The 16495-nt window shown below is 70.0% G+C and carries 18 protein-coding genes; 12 read left to right on the forward strand and 6 right to left on the reverse strand.

What is annotated here, in order from left to right:
* Nucleotides 1-6: 6 nt before the first annotated feature.
* Both D8670_RS14340 and asd read left to right on the forward strand, forming a co-directional pair.
* A complete protein-coding gene (locus D8670_RS14340; protein WP_121818811.1) occupies nt 7-198 on the forward strand; it encodes a 30S ribosomal protein S17e in 192 nt (63 codons plus the stop codon).
* 208 nt (nt 199-406) lie between these two features.
* Entirely contained in the window at nt 407-1441 is a 1035-nt protein-coding gene (asd, locus tag D8670_RS14345) for an aspartate-semialdehyde dehydrogenase (protein WP_121818812.1), read from the forward strand.
* A gap of 227 nt (nt 1442-1668) precedes the next feature.
* On the opposite strand, the gene D8670_RS14350 is transcribed toward asd, so the two are convergent.
* The 3 genes from D8670_RS14350 to D8670_RS14360 all read right to left on the reverse strand — a co-directional run bounded on the left by D8670_RS14350 (nt 1669) and on the right by D8670_RS14360 (nt 6337).
* Nucleotides 1669-3321, reverse strand: a complete 1653-nt coding sequence (locus tag D8670_RS14350) for a glycoside hydrolase family 13 protein (RefSeq protein ID WP_121818813.1) — start codon at nt 3319-3321, stop codon at nt 1669-1671.
* A gap of 83 nt (nt 3322-3404) precedes the next feature.
* Nucleotides 3405-4355, reverse strand: coding sequence for a D-2-hydroxyacid dehydrogenase (locus D8670_RS14355; RefSeq protein WP_121818814.1), 951 nt, complete (start codon nt 4353-4355; stop codon nt 3405-3407).
* Between the two features lie 92 nt (nt 4356-4447).
* Complete coding sequence (locus D8670_RS14360) at nt 4448-6337, reverse strand: bacterio-opsin activator domain-containing protein (protein ID WP_121818815.1); 1890 nt, start codon at nt 6335-6337, stop codon at nt 4448-4450.
* A 182-nt stretch (nt 6338-6519) separates the two neighbouring features.
* On the opposite strand from D8670_RS14360, the gene D8670_RS14365 reads away from it, so the two are divergent.
* Complete coding sequence (locus D8670_RS14365) at nt 6520-6861, forward strand: DUF7344 domain-containing protein (RefSeq protein ID WP_121818816.1); 342 nt, start codon at nt 6520-6522, stop codon at nt 6859-6861.
* Between the two features lie 23 nt (nt 6862-6884).
* Here D8670_RS14365 and D8670_RS14370 read toward each other — a convergent pair whose 3' ends face one another.
* Nucleotides 6885-7673 (reverse strand): enoyl-CoA hydratase/isomerase family protein, encoded by a 789-nt coding sequence (locus D8670_RS14370; protein WP_121818817.1) that lies wholly within the window; start codon nt 7671-7673, stop codon nt 6885-6887.
* Between the two features lie 164 nt (nt 7674-7837).
* On the opposite strand from D8670_RS14370, the gene D8670_RS14375 reads away from it, so the two are divergent.
* The 8 genes from D8670_RS14375 (at nt 7838) to D8670_RS14410 (ending at nt 14255) form a co-directional block, all read left to right on the forward strand.
* The gene (locus D8670_RS14375; protein WP_121818818.1) at nt 7838-9211 is read left to right on the forward strand and encodes an NAD(P)/FAD-dependent oxidoreductase; all 1374 of its coding nucleotides are present in this window, start codon (nt 7838-7840) and stop codon (nt 9209-9211) included.
* A 315-nt stretch (nt 9212-9526) separates the two neighbouring features.
* Complete coding sequence (locus tag D8670_RS14380; RefSeq protein WP_121818819.1) at nt 9527-10411, forward strand: aldo/keto reductase; 885 nt, start codon at nt 9527-9529, stop codon at nt 10409-10411.
* 26 nt (nt 10412-10437) lie between these two features.
* The gene (locus D8670_RS14385) at nt 10438-11157 is read left to right on the forward strand and encodes a class I SAM-dependent methyltransferase (RefSeq protein WP_121818820.1); all 720 of its coding nucleotides are present in this window, start codon (nt 10438-10440) and stop codon (nt 11155-11157) included.
* Nucleotides 11158-11226: 69 nt separating this feature from the next.
* A complete protein-coding gene (gene hisD, locus D8670_RS14390; RefSeq protein WP_121818821.1) occupies nt 11227-12501 on the forward strand; it encodes a histidinol dehydrogenase in 1275 nt (424 codons plus the stop codon).
* Nucleotides 12502-12613: 112 nt separating this feature from the next.
* Nucleotides 12614-13033, forward strand: coding sequence for a TM2 domain-containing protein (locus D8670_RS14395; protein ID WP_121818822.1), 420 nt, complete (start codon nt 12614-12616; stop codon nt 13031-13033).
* A gap of 1 nt (nt 13034) precedes the next feature.
* On the forward strand, nt 13035-13490 hold the full coding sequence (locus D8670_RS14400; protein ID WP_121818823.1) for a DUF2085 domain-containing protein: 456 nt from the start codon (nt 13035-13037) through the stop codon (nt 13488-13490).
* A gap of 79 nt (nt 13491-13569) precedes the next feature.
* Nucleotides 13570-13797, forward strand: coding sequence for a hypothetical protein (locus D8670_RS14405; protein WP_121818824.1), 228 nt, complete (start codon nt 13570-13572; stop codon nt 13795-13797).
* An 89-nt stretch (nt 13798-13886) separates the two neighbouring features.
* Nucleotides 13887-14255 carry a HesB/IscA family protein gene (locus D8670_RS14410; RefSeq protein WP_121818825.1) on the forward strand — a complete coding sequence of 123 codons (369 nt, stop codon included), beginning with the start codon at nt 13887-13889 and terminating at the stop codon, nt 14253-14255.
* Here D8670_RS14410 and D8670_RS14415 read toward each other — a convergent pair.
* Nucleotides 14252-15523 carry an MFS transporter gene (locus D8670_RS14415; protein ID WP_121818826.1) on the reverse strand — a complete coding sequence of 424 codons (1272 nt, stop codon included), beginning with the start codon at nt 15521-15523 and terminating at the stop codon, nt 14252-14254. The genes D8670_RS14410 and D8670_RS14415 overlap by 4 nt on opposite strands.
* A 194-nt stretch (nt 15524-15717) precedes the next feature.
* Nucleotides 15718-15918, reverse strand: a complete 201-nt coding sequence (locus tag D8670_RS14420) for a dodecin (protein ID WP_121818827.1) — start codon at nt 15916-15918, stop codon at nt 15718-15720.
* Between the two features lie 117 nt (nt 15919-16035).
* Between D8670_RS14420 and D8670_RS14425 the strand changes: the two genes are divergently transcribed.
* Nucleotides 16036-16464, forward strand: coding sequence for a DUF4385 family protein (locus tag D8670_RS14425; RefSeq protein WP_121818828.1), 429 nt, complete (start codon nt 16036-16038; stop codon nt 16462-16464).
* The last annotated feature ends 31 nt before the right edge of the window (nt 16465-16495 follow it).

A 16495-nucleotide genomic window follows, 5' to 3' on the forward strand; every position in this document is an offset into this window, starting at 1 on the left:
TTCGGTATGCCGATCAAACCCGACTACGTCAAGAAGACCGGGAACATCCTCCTGGAGCGGTACCCGGACGCGTTCAACGAAGACTTCGAGCAGAACAAAAAGAGCGTGCAGGAGCTCACGAACATCGAGGCCAAGGGCGTTCGCAACCGCATCGCCGGCTGGGTCACGCGGAAGGAAAGCGGCACGGTCGAGGCGTAAGGTCGCGTCGTTCTCCGCGAACGTAGCGCCGACCAGCCGCTGCGCTCGGCAACTCTGCGGCCGCGCACCGTCTCGCTGCTCCCCCACGCGAGCCGACTGCCTCTCCGGGAGCTCTCGGGCGGATACCGACGATCGTTCGGTACGGAATCGCCAGCAAAAGGTGGCCTGATCCAAATGGTTTTGCGTCGTCGCTGTCGTAGGTACGCCAATGTCTGTATCCGTAGGCGTTCTCGGCGCGACCGGCGCGGTCGGTCAGCGCCTCATCCAACTGCTCGACCCGCACCCCGACTTCGAGATCGCGGCGCTCACCGCGAGCGAAAGCTCCGCCGGGCGAACGTACCGCGACGCCGCCAAGTGGCGCGTCGACAGCCCCATCCCCGAGGGGGCCGCCGACATCACCGTCGGCGCGACGGAGCCCGACTCGGTACCGGACGACGTCGACCTGCTGTTCTCCTCTCTCCCCTCCAGCGTCGGCGAACAGGTCGAACCGGCGTTCGCCGAGGCGGGCTACGTCGTCTCCTCGAACTCCTCGAACGCGCGGCTAGCCGACGACGTGCCGCTCGTCATCCCCGAGGTGAACCACGACCACCTCGACCTGATCGAGGTCCAGCGCGACGAGCGCGGCTGGGACGGCGCGCTCATCAAGAACCCGAACTGCTCGACGATCACGATGGTGCCGACGCTGGCCGCGCTCGATCAGTTCGGCCTGGAGAAGGTCACCGTCTCCACCCTACAGGCCGTCTCCGGCGCGGGTTACGACGGCGTCACCTCGATGGAGATCATCGACAACGTCCTCCCGCACATCGGCGGCGAGGAAGAGAAGATGGAGACCGAGTCGCGCAAGCTGCTGGGCGAGTTCGACGGCGCGGAGGTCTCGTGGCACGGAATGGACGTCGCCGCCTCGTGCAACCGCGTCCCGACGCTCGACGGCCACCTCGAAAACGTCTGGGCCGAGACGAAGGAGGACGTCTCGGCCGCGGACGCCGAGGACGCGTTCCGCGAGATGCCCGGCCTCGACCTCCACTCCTCGCCGGAGAACCTCATCCGCGTCTTCGATGACCCGAGCCGCCCCCAGCCCCGCCTCGACCGCAACATCGACGGCGGCCAGGGGATCGCGGCCGGGCCGGTTCAGGAGACCAGCGACGGCATCCAGTACGACTGCCTCGCTCACAACACCATCCGCGGCGCCGCCGGCGCGAGCGTGCTGAACGGGGAACTGCTGAGCGAACAAGGTTACCTCTGAAAGCCCTCGCGAGCGCTTGGCAGCGCTCGCTTCGCCCTTTCAATGTCCGCCAACGAGCGCCTCCGGCGCTCGTTCCAGGTCCGCAAGTTTGCGCGAGTCCTCGTGGTCGCGAGGACACGCTTTGAGTGCCTGCCCTTCCCCGTACGCTGGCGATGAAACGCCAGCGTGGCCAGTTGGTGAAGTCGGTTTCGAACGCCCTCTTCCTCTGGATCGCCTGGCGAGAGTAGCTACTCGTCGTGGTACACCCGCGCTTCCCACGGCCGCAGGTCGATCTCCGCGGGGTCGGGGTCCGACACGCCGTAGTTGGCGACGAGGAGTTCGAGCCCCTCCCGGTCGACGCCGTCCGGGAGTTCGAAGGTGCCGCTGCGCCCGATGAAGTCGATCACGACCAGGATCCGCTCGCCGTCGAGCGAGCGCACGTAGGCGAACACGTCCTCGTTCTCGGCCGCGATCTGGCTGTAATCCCCGTAGATGATGGCGTCGTGTTCGGCCCGCACGGCGATCAGGTCGCGGTAGTAGTGCCATACTGAGTCGGGGTCGCCGCGCGCGTCGGCGACGTTGATCTCGGGGTAATTGGGGTTGACCTTGATCCACGGCTCACCGTCGGTGAAGCCCGCGTTCTCCGCTGCGGTCCACTGGATCGGGGTCCGGGCGTTGTCTCGCGTCCAGTAGTTGACCTGGTCCGCGATGTCGTCGAACGAGTCGATCCGGCCGGTCTCGAGCGCGGTCTCGATCTCGTCGTGGGTCCAGACGTCGCGGTGTTCGTCAAGCGAGTCGAACGGGACGTTCGTCATCCCGATCTCGTCGCCCTGATAGAGGAAGGGGGTGCCGCCGAGGGTGAGCAGGAACGTCGCCAGCGCCTTCGCGGACTCGGTGCGGTACTCGCCGTCGTCGCCGAACCGGGAGACGATGCGGGGCTGGTCGTGGTTGCCGAGGTAGACGCTGTTCCACCCCTCGCCGAGGCCCGTCTGCCAGCGCGACATGATCCGCTTGAACTCGCGCAGGTCGAACTCGGTGCGCGCCCACGGGTCCTCCGGGTGTTGGTCGACGTGCATATGCTCGAACTGGAACACCATGTCGAGGCCGTCCTCCGTGGTGAGCTTCCGGGCGTCCTCGATCGTGACTCGCGGCGTCTCGCCGACCGTCATGACGTCGTAGTCCGACAGGACCTCCTCGTACATCTCGCGGATGAACTCGTGGGTGGTCTCGTGGGTCGCGAAGTGGTCGACGCCCCAGCGCGGCCCGTTCGGGTCCTCCGGGATGGGGTCGGGCTTGCCGATCAGGTTGATGACGTCCATCCGGAACCCGTCGATGCCCTTCTCCAGCCACCAGCGCATCATCTCGTGGACGTCCTCGCGGACGTCGGGGTTGCGCCAGTTCAGGTCCGGCTGCTTCGCGTCGAACAGGTGCAGGTAGTACTCCCCGCGCTCCTCGTCGTAGGCCCACGCGGAGTCGCCCCACAGCGACTCCCAGTCGTTCGGCGGCTCCTCGCGCCAGTAGTAGTAGTCCTCGTACTTCCCCTCGCGCCGGCGGGAGCGCTCGAACCACTCGTGCTCGTCGGAGGTGTGGTTGACGACGAGGTCCATGACCAGCCGGATGTCCCGCGCGTGGAGCGCGTCGCGCAGGCGCTCCCAGTCGGCCATCGTGCCGTAATCGTCGTGGATGGACCGGTAGTCGCGGATGTCGTAGCCGTTGTCCGCGAGCGGCGAGTCGTAGACGGGGGTCAACCAGACCACGTCGACGCCGAGCTCGTCGAGGTAGTCGACCCTCTCGGTGATCCCCGGCAGGTCCCCGATGCCGTCGCCGTCGCTGTCGTTGAAGCTCTGCGCGTAGAGCTGGTAGACGACCCCCTCCTTCCACCACTCCCGGTCGACGGCCATGGCACTCCCCTACGCCGTCGATCGGGTTATCGTTGGGGGTCGTCAGGGTCGGACGCGGCGAATCCGGGGGATCGGTCGCGCCCTCAGATCACGCGGTTCTCCAGGTCCTCGCCCGCGGCGTGGCGCTCGGCGTTGCCGGCGACCACGTCGGCCAACCGCTCGTAGTACTCGGGGGTGTGGCCGGCGTTGTGCGGGGTGATCTGGACGTTGCCCAGGTTCCACAGGTCGTGGTCCTCCGGGAGCGGTTCGGGGTCGGTGACGTCGAGCGACGCGCCGCGGATCCAGTTGCTCCGCAGGGCCGTCACCAGCGCGTCGGTGTCGACGACCGGCCCGCGGGCGACGTTGACGAGGACGGCGTTCGGCGGGAGCGTGACGAACTCCTCGCGGCCGACCAGCCCCCGCGTCTCGTCGGTCAGCGGGCAGGCGAGCACGAGGTAGTCGGTGCGGGCCGCGACCTCGCCGAGGTCGTCGAAGCCGACCACCTCGTCGGTCGGGCCGCCCTTCTCGGGGCTGTAGCGGACGCCGACCGTGTCGACGCCGAACGGCTCCAGCCGGTCGACGACGGACCGACCGATCGCGCCCATCCCGACGACCGTGACGGTGCTCCCCTGAAGCTCGTGCGCCTGGTAATGGCGCCACTCGCTGCGGCGCTGGCGGCGCCACCCCTCGTGGAACCGCCGGGCGAACGAGAGGACGGCGCCGAGGACGTGCTCGCCGATGTTCGGGCCGTGGACGCCCGAGGCGTTCGTCACGGCGACGCCGCGCTCCTCCAGCGCGTCGAGCGGCAGGTGGCCCGTCCCGGCGTAGGCGCAGGCGAACACCTCCAGCGCGTCGGCCCGCGCCAGCAGGTCCTCGTCGAGTTCCATCCCGGTGACGTACCGCGCGTCGCCGATCAGGTCCCGCTCCTCGTCGGGGGTGCGCGCGAGCGTCACGGTGGCGTCGGGGAGCCGCTCCCGGAGCGCGTCGGCGTACTGTTCGATCGGCGTGCCGTGGGTGCCCTTGCGCAGGACGAGCACTGCCGGTGCGTCGCTCATGGTCGAACCTCCTCGGGCGGCCGGTTAAATCGGTCGCGACGGGCAATCGCCGCTGGTTCTTCTCACCCCCCGTCCGGCCCCGTACGGTCCGATCACTCCCCTCGCGACGCCGGATCGGTCAGGACCGACTCGAACACCTTCCGCTGGGCGTTGCGGAGATGCTGGTGGAACGTGGCCGGCGCCACGTCGAGCGACGCAGCGACGTCCTCGCCGGCGCTCTCGCGGGGCCACTCGAAGAGCCCGGAGAACAGCGCGGCTTCGAGCGCGCTCCGCTGTCGTTCGGTCAGGTCCTCGTGGACGGTCTCGCCCGCCCGTATCCGAGCGTCGTCGGACGCCCGCACCTGCCGCCGGGAGAGCATCTCGGCCCCGGGATAGGTCTCCCGCACCGTGTCGATGACCCGCCGAACGTCGACGCTGTGGGGCAGCCGGAGCGAGAGGTGATAGTCGCTGCCCGCGAAGGTCGCCCGCTCGACGTAGCCGCCCTGGGCGGCGACAGCCGTCAGCACGGGCGGATCCGTGAGGCGGAGTTCGAAGCGGGTTTCGTCACCCTCGTCCGAGTCGACCAGCGTCACATCCTCCCAGTGGGGGAGTTCGGCGCCGACGGCCTCCAGCGTCTCGACGGCGTCGGCGGCCGCGGTTCCGAACACCAGGAAGTCGTCGTCGCCCAGCGGCACCGTCCTGTCGAGGTCGATCGCTCCCGCCGCGCGCACGTCGGCGTCGAGGCGGTCGAACACGTCCTCGACGCGGAACTCGACCTCGACGAGTTCGTCGCTCATCAGCGCCCGCTTGCGCTCGCCCGCGGCGATGGCGTGCCCGACGACCTCGCCGAGTTGGCTCACCACCTCGCACTCCGCCTCGTCGAAGGCGTCGCCGCGGTCGACGTACAGGCCGAGGACGCCGTACAGCGTTCCCTCGTTGACGATGGGGATCGCGGCGGACGCTCGGAAGCCGTACTCTCGGGCCTTCTCGCGCCACGGCTCGAACGACTCGTCCTCGAACGCGTTCCTGACGACCTGTACCTCCTGCGTCCGGACCGCCTTCCCCGTCGGGCCGCGTCCCGCCGGGTCGTCCGGGTCCGCGGAGAGCGTTACCTCGTCGGTGTACCCGCGGGTCGCCGCCTCCGCCCGTATCGTCACCGCGTCCGTCCGGGGGTCGACCTCGGCGATCCACGCGAACTCGTAGGTGTCCGCGGCAGCGAGCGATTCACAGACCGTCCGCTCGATCCCCTCCCGCGTCGACTGGTCCACGATCGCCTCGTTGATCCGCCTGACGACCGCGTTCAGGTCGTTCAGCACGGCCAGGCGCTCGCGCTGGCGTTCGAGTTCGCGCTCGCGCTCCCGCCGCTCGGTGACGTCCCGCCCGATCCCCGCGAGGACGGTGTCGCCGGTAGGGTCGTCGAACCGCGTGGCGGCGAACTCGTACGGGATGCGCTCGCCGGCGCTCGTCACCATGTCCGCCTCGACGCGGACGCTTCCCGTCTCGAACCCCTCGGCGATGGCCGAGGCGATCCGCTCCCGGTCGTCGCCCTCGAAGAACGCCGTCGCCGGCATCGACTCGATCTCGTGGTCGTCGTAGCCCGCCACGTCGACGGTGGAGCGGTTCCACCACTTGAGCGCCCCCGAATCGTCGATCACGTACAGCAGGTCGTCGACGGCGTCGATGAGGGCTTCCGGGTACCGAACGGGGTCCGTCTCGCCGCGCGGTTCGAACGGCGGACCGTCGTCGTTCGGCCGTGCGTCGTCCGGCCGCGCGTCGTCGCGTGGCTCGGCGTCCCGGTGCAGCCACCACACCCGCCCGCGCGCGCCGACCTTCTTCGATTCGATCTCGTCGCGTTCGGCGAGCCGTTCGAGTCGGTTGTACGCCGTGCGTCGAGAACAGTCGAGCGCGTCCGCGACCTCGCTCGTCGTCAGCGGTTCGCCTCCCGCGGCCGCGACCGCGCCGAGCGCCTCCTCCGCCGACTCCCGACCGTCATCCGGGGTCATGGGGGACGCAACGGACTCGCGCTTGTAAGGGTTCCGTTGACGGAAGTCGCCCCTGTGAGACGGCGTCGCAGACACCAACCTATCATCGGACGGTTTCTTTCGATCCGCTCCGCCGCTCCGGAGACCCAAATCACGTTGGGATATATCTTAACCCCTGCAGGGGTCTTCCTACGGTAACGACAATGAGCAGCCAGCCCGATTTCGCCGTCGTCCGCGGTCCCGAGTTCGAGAACGAATCGTCGGTCGACCCCTACGACGTGCTCGCCGACGAGCGCCGTCGCGCGGCGCTCTCGGAACTGTCCGACCGCGACGGCCCCGCGAGCCTGACCGAACTCGCTCACGCCGTCGCCGACCGGACCGAGGAAGGGGCCGCCTCCTCGCCCGGCGAGCCGGACGCCGTCGACCGGATCCGGATCTCGCTGCACCACCAGCACCTGCCGATGCTGGCCGACGCCGAACTGATCGCCTACGACGTCGACCGGAAGGTCGTCTACCCGACCGACCTCCCCGAGACGCTCGAATAGCGCCCGTCGTCCCCGACGAGCGCTCAGCGGCCCTCGAACTGCGGATCTTCCTTCTCGAAAAACGCCGCGTGACCGCGAGCGTAGTCCCCGGTGCTCGCCAGCGACGAGATGCTGTCCGTCTCGGCGGCGAGCTGTGCGGGGAGTTCCCGCGAGTAGCTCCTGTTGAGCAGGCGCTTCGTCGCGCCGTAGGCCCGCGTCGGACCGTCGGCGAGCGTCGCCGCCAGTTCCGCGAGCCGGTCGTCGAAGTCGCCGGCCGGGACGACCTCGGTCGCGAGGCCCATCGAGACGGCCTCCTCGGGAGGGATCGGCTCGTCGAGCAGGGCGATCTCTCGCGCCCGGCGGTGCCCCACGAGCCGCGGCAGGAAGTACGTCGACCCGCCGTCCCCGGAGAGCGCGATCTCGGGATAGGCGAACTCGAAGCGCGCCTCGTCGGCGACCAGCACCAGATCGGCCGCGAGCGCGAGGCCGAACCCGCCGCCGGCGGCGACGCCGTTCACCCCCGTCACCGTGGGCATCGGCGCGGCGGCGAGGTTCCGGACCGCGCCGTGGAGACGCGACGCCAGCCCCCGGAGGCGGCGGCCGTCCGAGGCGTCCCCCTCCAGCGTCGAGAGGTCGGCCCCGGTGTTGAACGCCGTCCCCTCGCCCGTGAGGACGAGACACCGCACGTCGTCGTCCTCGACGAGGTCCGCCGTGGCGTCGCGGAGCTCCGCGGCCATCTCCCGGTTCAGAGCGTTGTGGTGGTCGGGCCGGTCCATGACGATCCGTCCGACGCCGTCGACGCGCTCGACGGTGACGTGGTCGTGATCGGACATGCGCGATCCTGCGCCGCCGACCGACAAAAGTCCCGGCGTCGGACGCCCGCCGACGCGGCGAACGGAGGAGGGGAAAGCAGTGAGTCAGCCCGGGAACCGATGCGAGCGGACGAACGCGGCGGAGTCAGGGGAATTTAATACCGGGCAACCAGTCGGGTGGGCGTATGGAACGGACAGACGTTGCCGTCGTGGGCGGTGGCCCGGCCGGCACCGCGGCGGCGTTTCAGGCGGCGCGACACGGCGCGGACGCCGTCGTCTTCGAAAAGGGCGTCCGACGGGAGGACCGCGAGGAACTCGGGCCGGACTCGACGGACGCCGCGGGCATGCTGGACTACTGGGTCGACATCATGGACGTCGACCACGAGACCATCCCCGACGACGTGATCCTGCGGGAGCTGGACGACGTCGACTTCCTCGGGCCGACCGAGTCGTGCACGCTCGACAGCACCGGCATCGAGTCCTCGTACCCCGGCTTCGGCTTCACCTTCCACCGCGCCCGGATGGACGACTGGTGGCGCGAGCGGGCCGAAGAAGCCGGCGCGGAGTACCGCGTCGGCACCAGCGTCAAGCGCGTCGAGACGGACCTCTCCGGGACCCCGACCCACCGCGTCGCGCTCGCCGACGGGACGGAGTTCGAGGCGGAGTACCTGGTGCTCGCCGACGGCCCGCAGCGGACCGTCACCGGTCGCGTGCTGGACCAGTTCACCCCCGAGGACCGGCGGATCGCGGACGTGCTCGAATCGACCGAGGCGAACCACATCGCCTACCAGGAGTACCGTGAGTTCCCCGAGGAGGTCTTCGACGACGACACGCTGAAGTTCTGGTGGGGCGTGATGCCCGGCGAGACGGCGTACCCGTGGGTGTTCCCCAACGACGGCACGGTCGCCCGCGTGGGCCTGACGATGCCGATCGGGATGACGCTCGACGACGTGGCGAACCCCGAGAAGTACGACCTGCTGCGCCCCGAGGACGACGAACTCCCCCGGGCCGGCGAGTACGTCCGCCGCCTGCTCGAACGCGAGTACGGCGACGAGTACGACGTCGAGACGGACTTCCCCCTCGTCGAGGACCGCGGGAAGTCCGGCGGCACGGAGACGTACCCCATCTCCTCGACCCGCCCCATCGACTCGCCGACGGCGGCCAACGTCGCCGTCGCCGGCGGCGCGATGGGCACCACCTCGGCGTTCCACGAGGGCGGCTACCACGTCGCCATCCGCTCGGGGAAGATCGCCGGGGAGCTCGCCGCGACCGACTCGCTCGACCGGTACAACGACGCCTGGAAGGCGGCCATCGGCGACGAGATCCTGCGGAACGTCTCCTTCGCCGACATCGTCGCCGACTACGGGCCCGCGGACTGGGACCGCGCGTTCGGGATGGTCGACGACATGCTCGCCGCCAGCGACGAGGGGAGCCTGCTCAAGTCCGGGTTCCGGAGCGGGCTCCGCGGCGCGAAGCTCTTCGCGACGTACAAGAAGACGAAGCGGAAGTACCGCGACGGGAAGTACGTCCAGTTCGAGGAGTCGGAGTACACGGTCTGATCCACCGCGGGCGTCCGAAAGCGGTTAACCCGTTCGCCGCCAACTCCCTCACGCGCGCCACAAGTCCCCGCCCGAGCAGTCCCGTCAGGGAGCGATGAGAGCGCGGAGAACCCAGGCGCGCGATACACTCGGCGTCGCGAGCGCGCGACGCTGGCCCGGCACGAGGGTTTCCCGGCGGACTCGGCACGCAGCCAGGGATGACGTCGGTCGTTAGTGTTCCGGGCCCACATTTCACACCCCAGAGCGACGCTTCGCGGAACCGCTGCTTGCGTGTCGATGACACACCCTTTTGTTCGTTACCCCCGATCACTTCCTATGGAAACGCGCGAACTCGGCGACACCGGGCACGAGAGCACCGTGATGACGTTCGGGGCCATCGCGCTGAACTGGCTGGAGCAGGAGGGCGCGAACCAGATGGTCGAACTGCTGCTCGACCGCGGCGTCAACCACTTCGACGTCGCGCCGACGTACGGCGACGCGGAGCTGAAGCTCGGGCCGAAACTCCGCCAGCACCGCGAGGAGATATTCCTCGGCTGCAAGACCCAGGAGCGGGAGTACGAGGGGGCGCGGCGGAAGCTCGAACGGTCGCTCGACCGCCTCGGCGTCGACAGCATCGACCTCTACCAGGTCCACGGGCTGGAGTACGAGGAGGAACTGGAGACGATCACGGGTGACGGCGGTGCGCTCGAAGCCTTCCGCGACGCCCGGGAGGAGGGGCTGATCGACCACATCGGCCTCACGAGTCACGGGACTCCCCGGCTCATCCTCGACGCGATCGACCGTATCGACGACCTCGAATCGCTGATGTTCCCGATGAACCCGGTCGTCGCCGGCAAGGACGGCGACGAGTACGACTACGAGGCGGTGTACGAGCGCGCCGAGGCCGAGGGCATCGGCACGCTCGGCATCAAGGCGTTCGCGAAGGGGCCGTGGCCGTCGACGGACGACCTGCCGGAGGCGGACCGGCCGTACGCGAACTGGTACGAGCCGGTCGACCGCCCCGACGAGGTCCGCGAGCGGTTCGACTTCGCCGCCGCGCAGGGGCTGACGAGCGTCGTCAGTCCGGGGGACCCGAAGCTCGTCGCGATGGTCCTCGACGCCGCCGCCCGCTACGACGGGATGGACGAGGCGGCCCAGCGCTCGCTGATCGAACGGCTGCGCCACGACGACAGTCCCGTTCCCGAACAGTTACATCACTGAGCCGAGAAGCGGCGACCGATCTGACCATGGACGTGCCGCGAACGGTCGAGACGGCCCTCGAAGACCGCCCCGTAGCGGGGAAGACCTGCCTCGAGGCGGGGGCCGGCGTCGGCAACGCGACCGCGGGACTGCTCGCCGCGGGTGCCGACCGCGTGTACGCCGTCACGGACGACCGCGACCACGCCCGGACCGTCCGCGAGCGAGTCGGTCGCGACGCGGCCGACCGCGCGGCGGTGATCGAAGCGGACCTGCTCGAGACGCCGCTTCCGACCGGGTCCGTCGACGTGATCACCGCCCACGGGCTGTTCAACGTGATTTCGCCCGCGTCGCTCCCGGCCGTCGCGGCGGAGTTGACACGCGTCGCGGCCCCGGGTTGTCACCTCGTCGTCGACGACTACGAACCGCCGCCAGAGGACGCCGCCGTACGCGACCTGTTCGCCGTCGAGAACGCGGCCGCCGAACTCGCGGACGGACGCCCCGCACTGACGTTCTACCCGGCCGAGGCGCTCCGCCGACTGTTCGCCGGATACGGCTGGGAGTTCGACCGAGAGCGGACGCTGCTGGACCCCGTGCCGTGGACCGAGCGCCACGTCGAGGCCCACGCCGATGCGGCGCGCGGATCGGCGTCGGCGCTCCCGGACGAACTCGGCGACCCGCTTGCCTCGTCGGCCGACCGCCTCGCGGACCGGATCAGCGAGGAATCGGTCGGGACGATGTACAGCGTCGCGATGCGGTTCCCCGGCTGAACCGGCCAGACGCGGCCGCCGCCGGCTGAGAGGGAAACGCTCTTTCGCGCGGCCGACCGAACGGGCCGTATGAACGTCAGAAGCGTGGCGGACCTCGGGCCGGACGACCGCGCGGCGCTGTTCGACCGCGACGCCGGCGTCGAGGCCGTCCGGAGCGACGCCCGCGACATCGTCGAGCGCGTCCGGACGGAGGGCGACGTCGCCGTCCGGGAGTTCTCGCGGGAGTTCGACGACGTCGAGGTCGCCAACATCGACGTCACGGACCGCGCGGAGCGCGCGTACGACGAACTGGACGACGAGATGCGCGAGACCATCGAGCGCGCCGCCGCGAACGTTCGCGAGTTCCACGAGGCGCAGGTGCCGGAAGACTGGCGCGAGGACTTCGACGGCCGGGAGCTCGGTCGGCGGTTCCGCCCTATCGAGCGCGTCGGCGTCTACGTCCCCGGCGGCACCGCGGCGTACCCCTCGAGCGCCATCATGGGCGTCGTCCCGGCGAAGGTCGCCGGCGTCGACGAGGTGTCGGTCGTCACCCCGCCGGCCGAGGAGATGAACCCCGTCACGCTCGCCGCCATCCACGCGGCCGGCGCGGACGCGGTGTACAGCGTCGGCGGCGCGCAGGGGATCGCGGCGCTGGCCTACGGCACGGAGACGGTCCACCGCGTCCAGAAGGTCGTCGGCCCGGGCAACCGCTGGGTCACCGCCGCGAAGGCGGAGGTCCGGGGCGACGTCGACATCGACTTCCTCGCCGGGCCGAGCGAGATCCTGGTCGTGGCCGACGAGACGGCCGACCCCGAGTACGTCGCGGCGGATCTCGTCGCGCAGGCCGAACACGACGAGAACGCCTCCGTCGTCGCCGTCACGGACGACGAGGGGACCGCCGAGGCCGTCGCCGACGCCGTCGAGGCGCGCGTCGACGAGCGCGAGCGCGCGGAGACGATCCGCGCGGCGCTTGACAACGACGCCAGCGGCGTCTTCCACGCCCGGTCGATGAGCGAGGCGATCCTGTTCGCGGAGGAGTACGCCGCCGAGCACCTCTCGATCCAGGCCGAGGACGACGAGTCGGTCCTCGATCGCATCGACAGCGCGGGCAGCGCCTTCCTCGGGCCGCACACGCCCGTCGCCGCGGGCGACTACGCCAGCGGCACCAACCACGTCCTTCCGACGAACGGCGGCGCGAAGCGCCACGGCGGCCTCTCGGTCGACACGTTCCTGCGGTCGACGACCGTCCAGCGCCTCGACGAGTCGGCGCTCGGCGACCTGCGCGACACGATCACGACGCTCGCCGAAGCGGAGGGCCTCGACGCTCACGCCGAGAGCGTGCGGGAGCGGTTTGACGAGCGGTAGCGATCCGACTCTCGTCGCGTTGCGAGACGGATCGGGTCGGAGCGCGTCGCCCCCCGCGACGCGATCTGACCGATGAAGAAAACTTATCACAGTTCCTTCAGTTGCGGACGGTATGAGCTCCGACACGGCTTACTGCTACTCGTGCGGCGAGGAGATGGATCCCGAGGCGGACGTCTGCGTCGCGTGCGGCGTGGAACAGAAGACGGCTGGCGGGTCGTCCGGCGGCAGAGCGCCGGGGAAGAAGTACTGCTCGAACTGCGGCGACCAGATCGACGAGGCGGCGGAGATCTGTCCCGAGTGCGGCGTCCGGCAGGCGAGCGCGAGCAACGACGTCGAGCGGGTGCCCGCGGCCGTTCTGGCGCTCCTGCTCGGCGCGCTGGGCGCGCACAAGTTCTACATGGGCGATACGAAGATGGGGCTGCTGTACCTCTGTTTCTCCTGGACGCTCATCCCCGGCCTCGTCGCGCTGGTCGAGGGCATCATCTACCTCACGAAGTCCGACGCGGAGTTCCAGGCGCAGTACGTCAACTGAGATGGCGTCGCTCCGTCGGGAACTCGCCGCCGGACTGCGACGGACCGCGCCGTACCTCCTCTCGCACCACGACGCCGACGAGCGCGACCGGTGCCACGCGCTCCGCGTCCGGGGCCGGACGGTTCGGCTCTGCGCGCGGTGCGCGGGGATCTACCCGGGCATCGCGCTCGGGCTCTGGATCGCCGGGGGGAGTCGGTGGGCGGCTCCGCTGTCGCTGATCGCGGTCCTGCCGGCGTTCGCGCTGGTCGACTGGGCGGCGTCGGCGTTCGCCGGGGCCGACGGCGGGAACGCGGTCCGGACCGCGACGGGCGCGCTGCTCGGTCTGGGATACGCGTTCGGCGCGGTGCGACTGCTTCGCGACCCGCCGGCCCCGGGCGTGCTCGCGGTCGGTGTCGCGTACGCGCTCGTCGCCGCGACGCTCCTGACGGTCGAGCGGCGGGTGCTTCCGGAACGGTAAGGGCTCGCCCCGCTCGAAATGCTATGTTCTCTGTTCGCGCCGCGCAGAATTTAATACGGATCCGGTGAAACGACCGCTCATGGAAACGATCCGGAAGCGGGCGAACGCCGGGACGCTCGTCAAGTTCCTCGCCGCGGCGCTCATCGGCCTCGGCGTCGGCACGCTGCTCTCGCCGGACCCGGTGGCCGTCCCGCTCGTCGGGACGGTACCGGGCGTCGCGGTCGGCGGCGTCGGACTCGTCGCTGGCGGGCTGCTCTACGCGCAGATGCCGAGCTGTGGCTGTTCAGGCGACTGCGACTGTTCGTGAGAGCGGCGTCCCCGAGCGCGGCGGGGGATACCGTCGGTCGTTCCGCAACCGGCGTCAGGGTTAACACGTTCGGCTACGTCGTGTAACGCATGAGCACGGACGCCGCGGGTGAGGGGCAGAGCCGCCCCGAGATCACCGTCACGGAACAGGCCGCCGAGCGCGCGATCGAACTGCTCGAACAGGAGGATCTGGACACCGGCGAGGCGGGCCTCCGGCTGTTCGTCCAGCAGGGCGGCTGTGCCGGCCTCTCCTACGGGATGCGCTTCGACGACGAGGCCGAGGAGGACGACACCATCTACGAGCACCACGGCCTGCAGGTGTTCGTCGACCCCGCTAGCATGAACTACATCGAGGGGAGCGTACTGGACTACGAGACGGGCCTCCAGGGCGAGGGGTTCAACGTGGAGAACCCGAACGTCGTCAGCGAGTGCGGGTGCGGCGAGTCGTTCCGGACCTAGTCGGCCGTCTCCGTCCCTGTTTCTACCCGCGGATTCAGCGACCCCGTATGCGAGTAGACGCCCGCGAGCAGCACCAGCCCCGCCGCCGCCGGGATGACCGCGCAGGCCGCGTAGACGGGGCCGAAGCCGACGGCCTCGACGGCGGGAAGCGACACCATTGGGCCGAGGCCGCCGCCGACGTCGCCGAGGACGTTGTTCGTCCCGGTCGCGCGGCCCATCCGGTCCTCGGGCGTCAGGTCGGCGAGCAGGGCCATCAGGGGGCCGCCGACGCCGCCCTGTCCCGCGCCGACGAACAGGCAGGCGACCGCGAGCGTCGCGGCGGAGTTCGCGTCCGCGAGCAGCAGGAAGCCGACGCAGGCCGTGCCGAGGAAGGCGAGCAGCACGGGCACCCGCGCGCCGATCACGTCGCTCGCCTTCCCGCCGACGAGCATGAACACCGACCCCGCGAGTACCGTGATCGCCATCAGGAACCCCGAGGTTCCCTGCGCGGTGTAGCCGAACAGCGCGACGCCTCTGGCGTCGAGAAAGAGCACGAGCGTCGCGAACAGCACGCCGACGTACGAGAAGTACAGTCCGAAGTTGACCAGCCCCGCAGTCAGCGCCGGGAGACTCCGGTCGACGTTCCACGGCTTCACGCTCGACTGGCCCCCCTCGACGTGGGTCTCGGGGACAGTGACGTACGCCAGCACGCTGGCGACCAACGCGAACGCCGCCGCCAGCGCGAACGCCGCGGCGACGCTGTAGCGGTCGCTCACGACGCCGCCGAGCACGAGGCCGGCGGGAAAGCCGAACGTGATACCGGCCCGGACGAGACCCATGCTCGTTCCCCGGGACCCGGCCTCGCTCACGTCGGCGGTGATCGTGTACGCCGTCGCGAACACGAGCGCGCTCCCGACGCCCCACGCGATCCGGGCGAGGAGGAACCAGACCTCGGGCGCGGCGGACGCGATGGCGACGTTGTACCCGAGGGTCGCGACGCCCTCGACGAACAGGCCGACGATGAAGGGGGTCCGCGTCCCGACCCTGTCGACCAGCGCGCCGGACGGCGCGTTGGCGAACAGCCGGGTGAACCGGTTCGCGCTCAGGATCAGGCCGACCATGAACGGCGAGATGCCGAGGACGGCCCCGAGGTTCGGGAGGATGGGGAACACGACGCCGCCGCCGAACCCGACGAAGAAGGTACAGGCGATAACCGCGAGGACGACGGCGCGGCCGCCGTCGCGTCCGTCGCCGCCGCTATCGCCGCTCTCTGGGCCGTCCGCGCTCATCGCTCACCGGTCGGTCGACGCTCGTCCGGCCCGCGACGCGTCGCGGCGACGGCGCTCGGCGGGTCGCCGCCGGCAGCTACAGGCATTGTCGGTACTTCCGTCGCTGATCGGAATACGCTGTCGGACGGGGTCCGAACCGAGGGGCCGCGCGGGCAAGGCCCGTCAGCGGGACGGACCCGACAGCGTCGATACGGTTAGTCTTCCAGCCTGAACGCGACCGTCACTTCGGCCTGGTACTCGCGGTTCTCGGCGGTCGCCACTTCGACGCCGAGTTCGTCGACCTCGATCCACTGGATGTTCTGGAGGGTGTCCTCCGCTCGGTCGATGGCGTCGTCCGCCGCGGCGTCGAAGCTCTCGGGGCTCGTGCCGATGAGCGTGATCTTCTTGAAGACCATAGACGCGTTTCACTTCACCGTCGTCCCTGTTAATAGCGGGGGGCGTAGGCGAGGCCGCCCGACGCGATCGAGTGCGCTCCCGGTCGCCCTAACTGCGTACGGTCCGCACGTCCGGGCATGGGCGAGGACCCGTCGTACGACGTGGACTTCCGCGAGCACCCCGAGGAGTACGAGATCGGCCGCGGCGAGCAAGGGGTGTTCAAAGTGCAGCCCTACAAGGACGAGCTCCTCCCACTGTGGGGGATCAAGTCGCTGTCGGAAGCCAGAGAGGCGGCGGAAGCGATCTACGAGCGCTACCGGGAGTACCGGGCCGACGGGGACTTCGTCGGCATGGACATGGCGCGCAAGTACCTCCAGATGGGGTGGACGCGGAGCCTCCGGTACGCGAAGTACCCCGGCGGCCGCAAGCGCGACGAGGGTGAGGAACGGAAGCCGCAGCGCTGGTACGACGGGAAGAAGCGCGAGGTGTCGCTCGTGTACAAGGAGTACCTCGACAGGGTCCGCGAGGACGACGAGTACCAGCGCCGCAACGGGAGCGGATCATAGAGGACGACGAAGCGGAGGGCGGCGGCTCGGG

The sequence above is a fragment of the Halostella limicola genome (genome assembly GCF_003675875.1).
Lineage (GTDB): Archaea > Halobacteriota > Halobacteria > Halobacteriales > Natronoarchaeaceae > Halostella > Halostella limicola.

Bases quoted from the DNA above. Each gene is read 5' to 3' on its own strand.
- D8670_RS14340 (WP_121818811.1), top strand. From the start codon at position 7: ATGCCGATCAAACCCGACTACGTCAAGAAGACCGGGAACATCCTCCTG.
- asd (WP_121818812.1), top strand. From the start codon at position 407: ATGTCTGTATCCGTAGGCGTTCTCGGCGCGACCGGCGCGGTCGGTCAG.
- D8670_RS14350 (WP_121818813.1), bottom strand. From the start codon at position 3,321: ATGGCCGTCGACCGGGAGTGGTGGAAGGAGGGGGTCGTCTACCAGCTC.
- D8670_RS14355 (WP_121818814.1), bottom strand. From the start codon at position 4,355: ATGAGCGACGCACCGGCAGTGCTCGTCCTGCGCAAGGGCACCCACGGC.
- D8670_RS14360 (WP_121818815.1), bottom strand. From the start codon at position 6,337: ATGACCCCGGATGACGGTCGGGAGTCGGCGGAGGAGGCGCTCGGCGCG.
- D8670_RS14365 (WP_121818816.1), top strand. From the start codon at position 6,520: ATGAGCAGCCAGCCCGATTTCGCCGTCGTCCGCGGTCCCGAGTTCGAG.
- D8670_RS14370 (WP_121818817.1), bottom strand. From the start codon at position 7,673: ATGTCCGATCACGACCACGTCACCGTCGAGCGCGTCGACGGCGTCGGA.
- D8670_RS14375 (WP_121818818.1), top strand. From the start codon at position 7,838: ATGGAACGGACAGACGTTGCCGTCGTGGGCGGTGGCCCGGCCGGCACC.
- D8670_RS14380 (WP_121818819.1), top strand. From the start codon at position 9,527: ATGGAAACGCGCGAACTCGGCGACACCGGGCACGAGAGCACCGTGATG.
- D8670_RS14385 (WP_121818820.1), top strand. From the start codon at position 10,438: ATGGACGTGCCGCGAACGGTCGAGACGGCCCTCGAAGACCGCCCCGTA.
- hisD (WP_121818821.1), top strand. From the start codon at position 11,227: ATGAACGTCAGAAGCGTGGCGGACCTCGGGCCGGACGACCGCGCGGCG.
- D8670_RS14395 (WP_121818822.1), top strand. From the start codon at position 12,614: ATGAGCTCCGACACGGCTTACTGCTACTCGTGCGGCGAGGAGATGGAT.
- D8670_RS14400 (WP_121818823.1), top strand. From the start codon at position 13,035: ATGGCGTCGCTCCGTCGGGAACTCGCCGCCGGACTGCGACGGACCGCG.
- D8670_RS14405 (WP_121818824.1), top strand. From the start codon at position 13,570: ATGGAAACGATCCGGAAGCGGGCGAACGCCGGGACGCTCGTCAAGTTC.
- D8670_RS14410 (WP_121818825.1), top strand. From the start codon at position 13,887: ATGAGCACGGACGCCGCGGGTGAGGGGCAGAGCCGCCCCGAGATCACC.
- D8670_RS14415 (WP_121818826.1), bottom strand. From the start codon at position 15,523: ATGAGCGCGGACGGCCCAGAGAGCGGCGATAGCGGCGGCGACGGACGC.
- D8670_RS14420 (WP_121818827.1), bottom strand. From the start codon at position 15,918: ATGGTCTTCAAGAAGATCACGCTCATCGGCACGAGCCCCGAGAGCTTC.
- D8670_RS14425 (WP_121818828.1), top strand. From the start codon at position 16,036: ATGGGCGAGGACCCGTCGTACGACGTGGACTTCCGCGAGCACCCCGAG.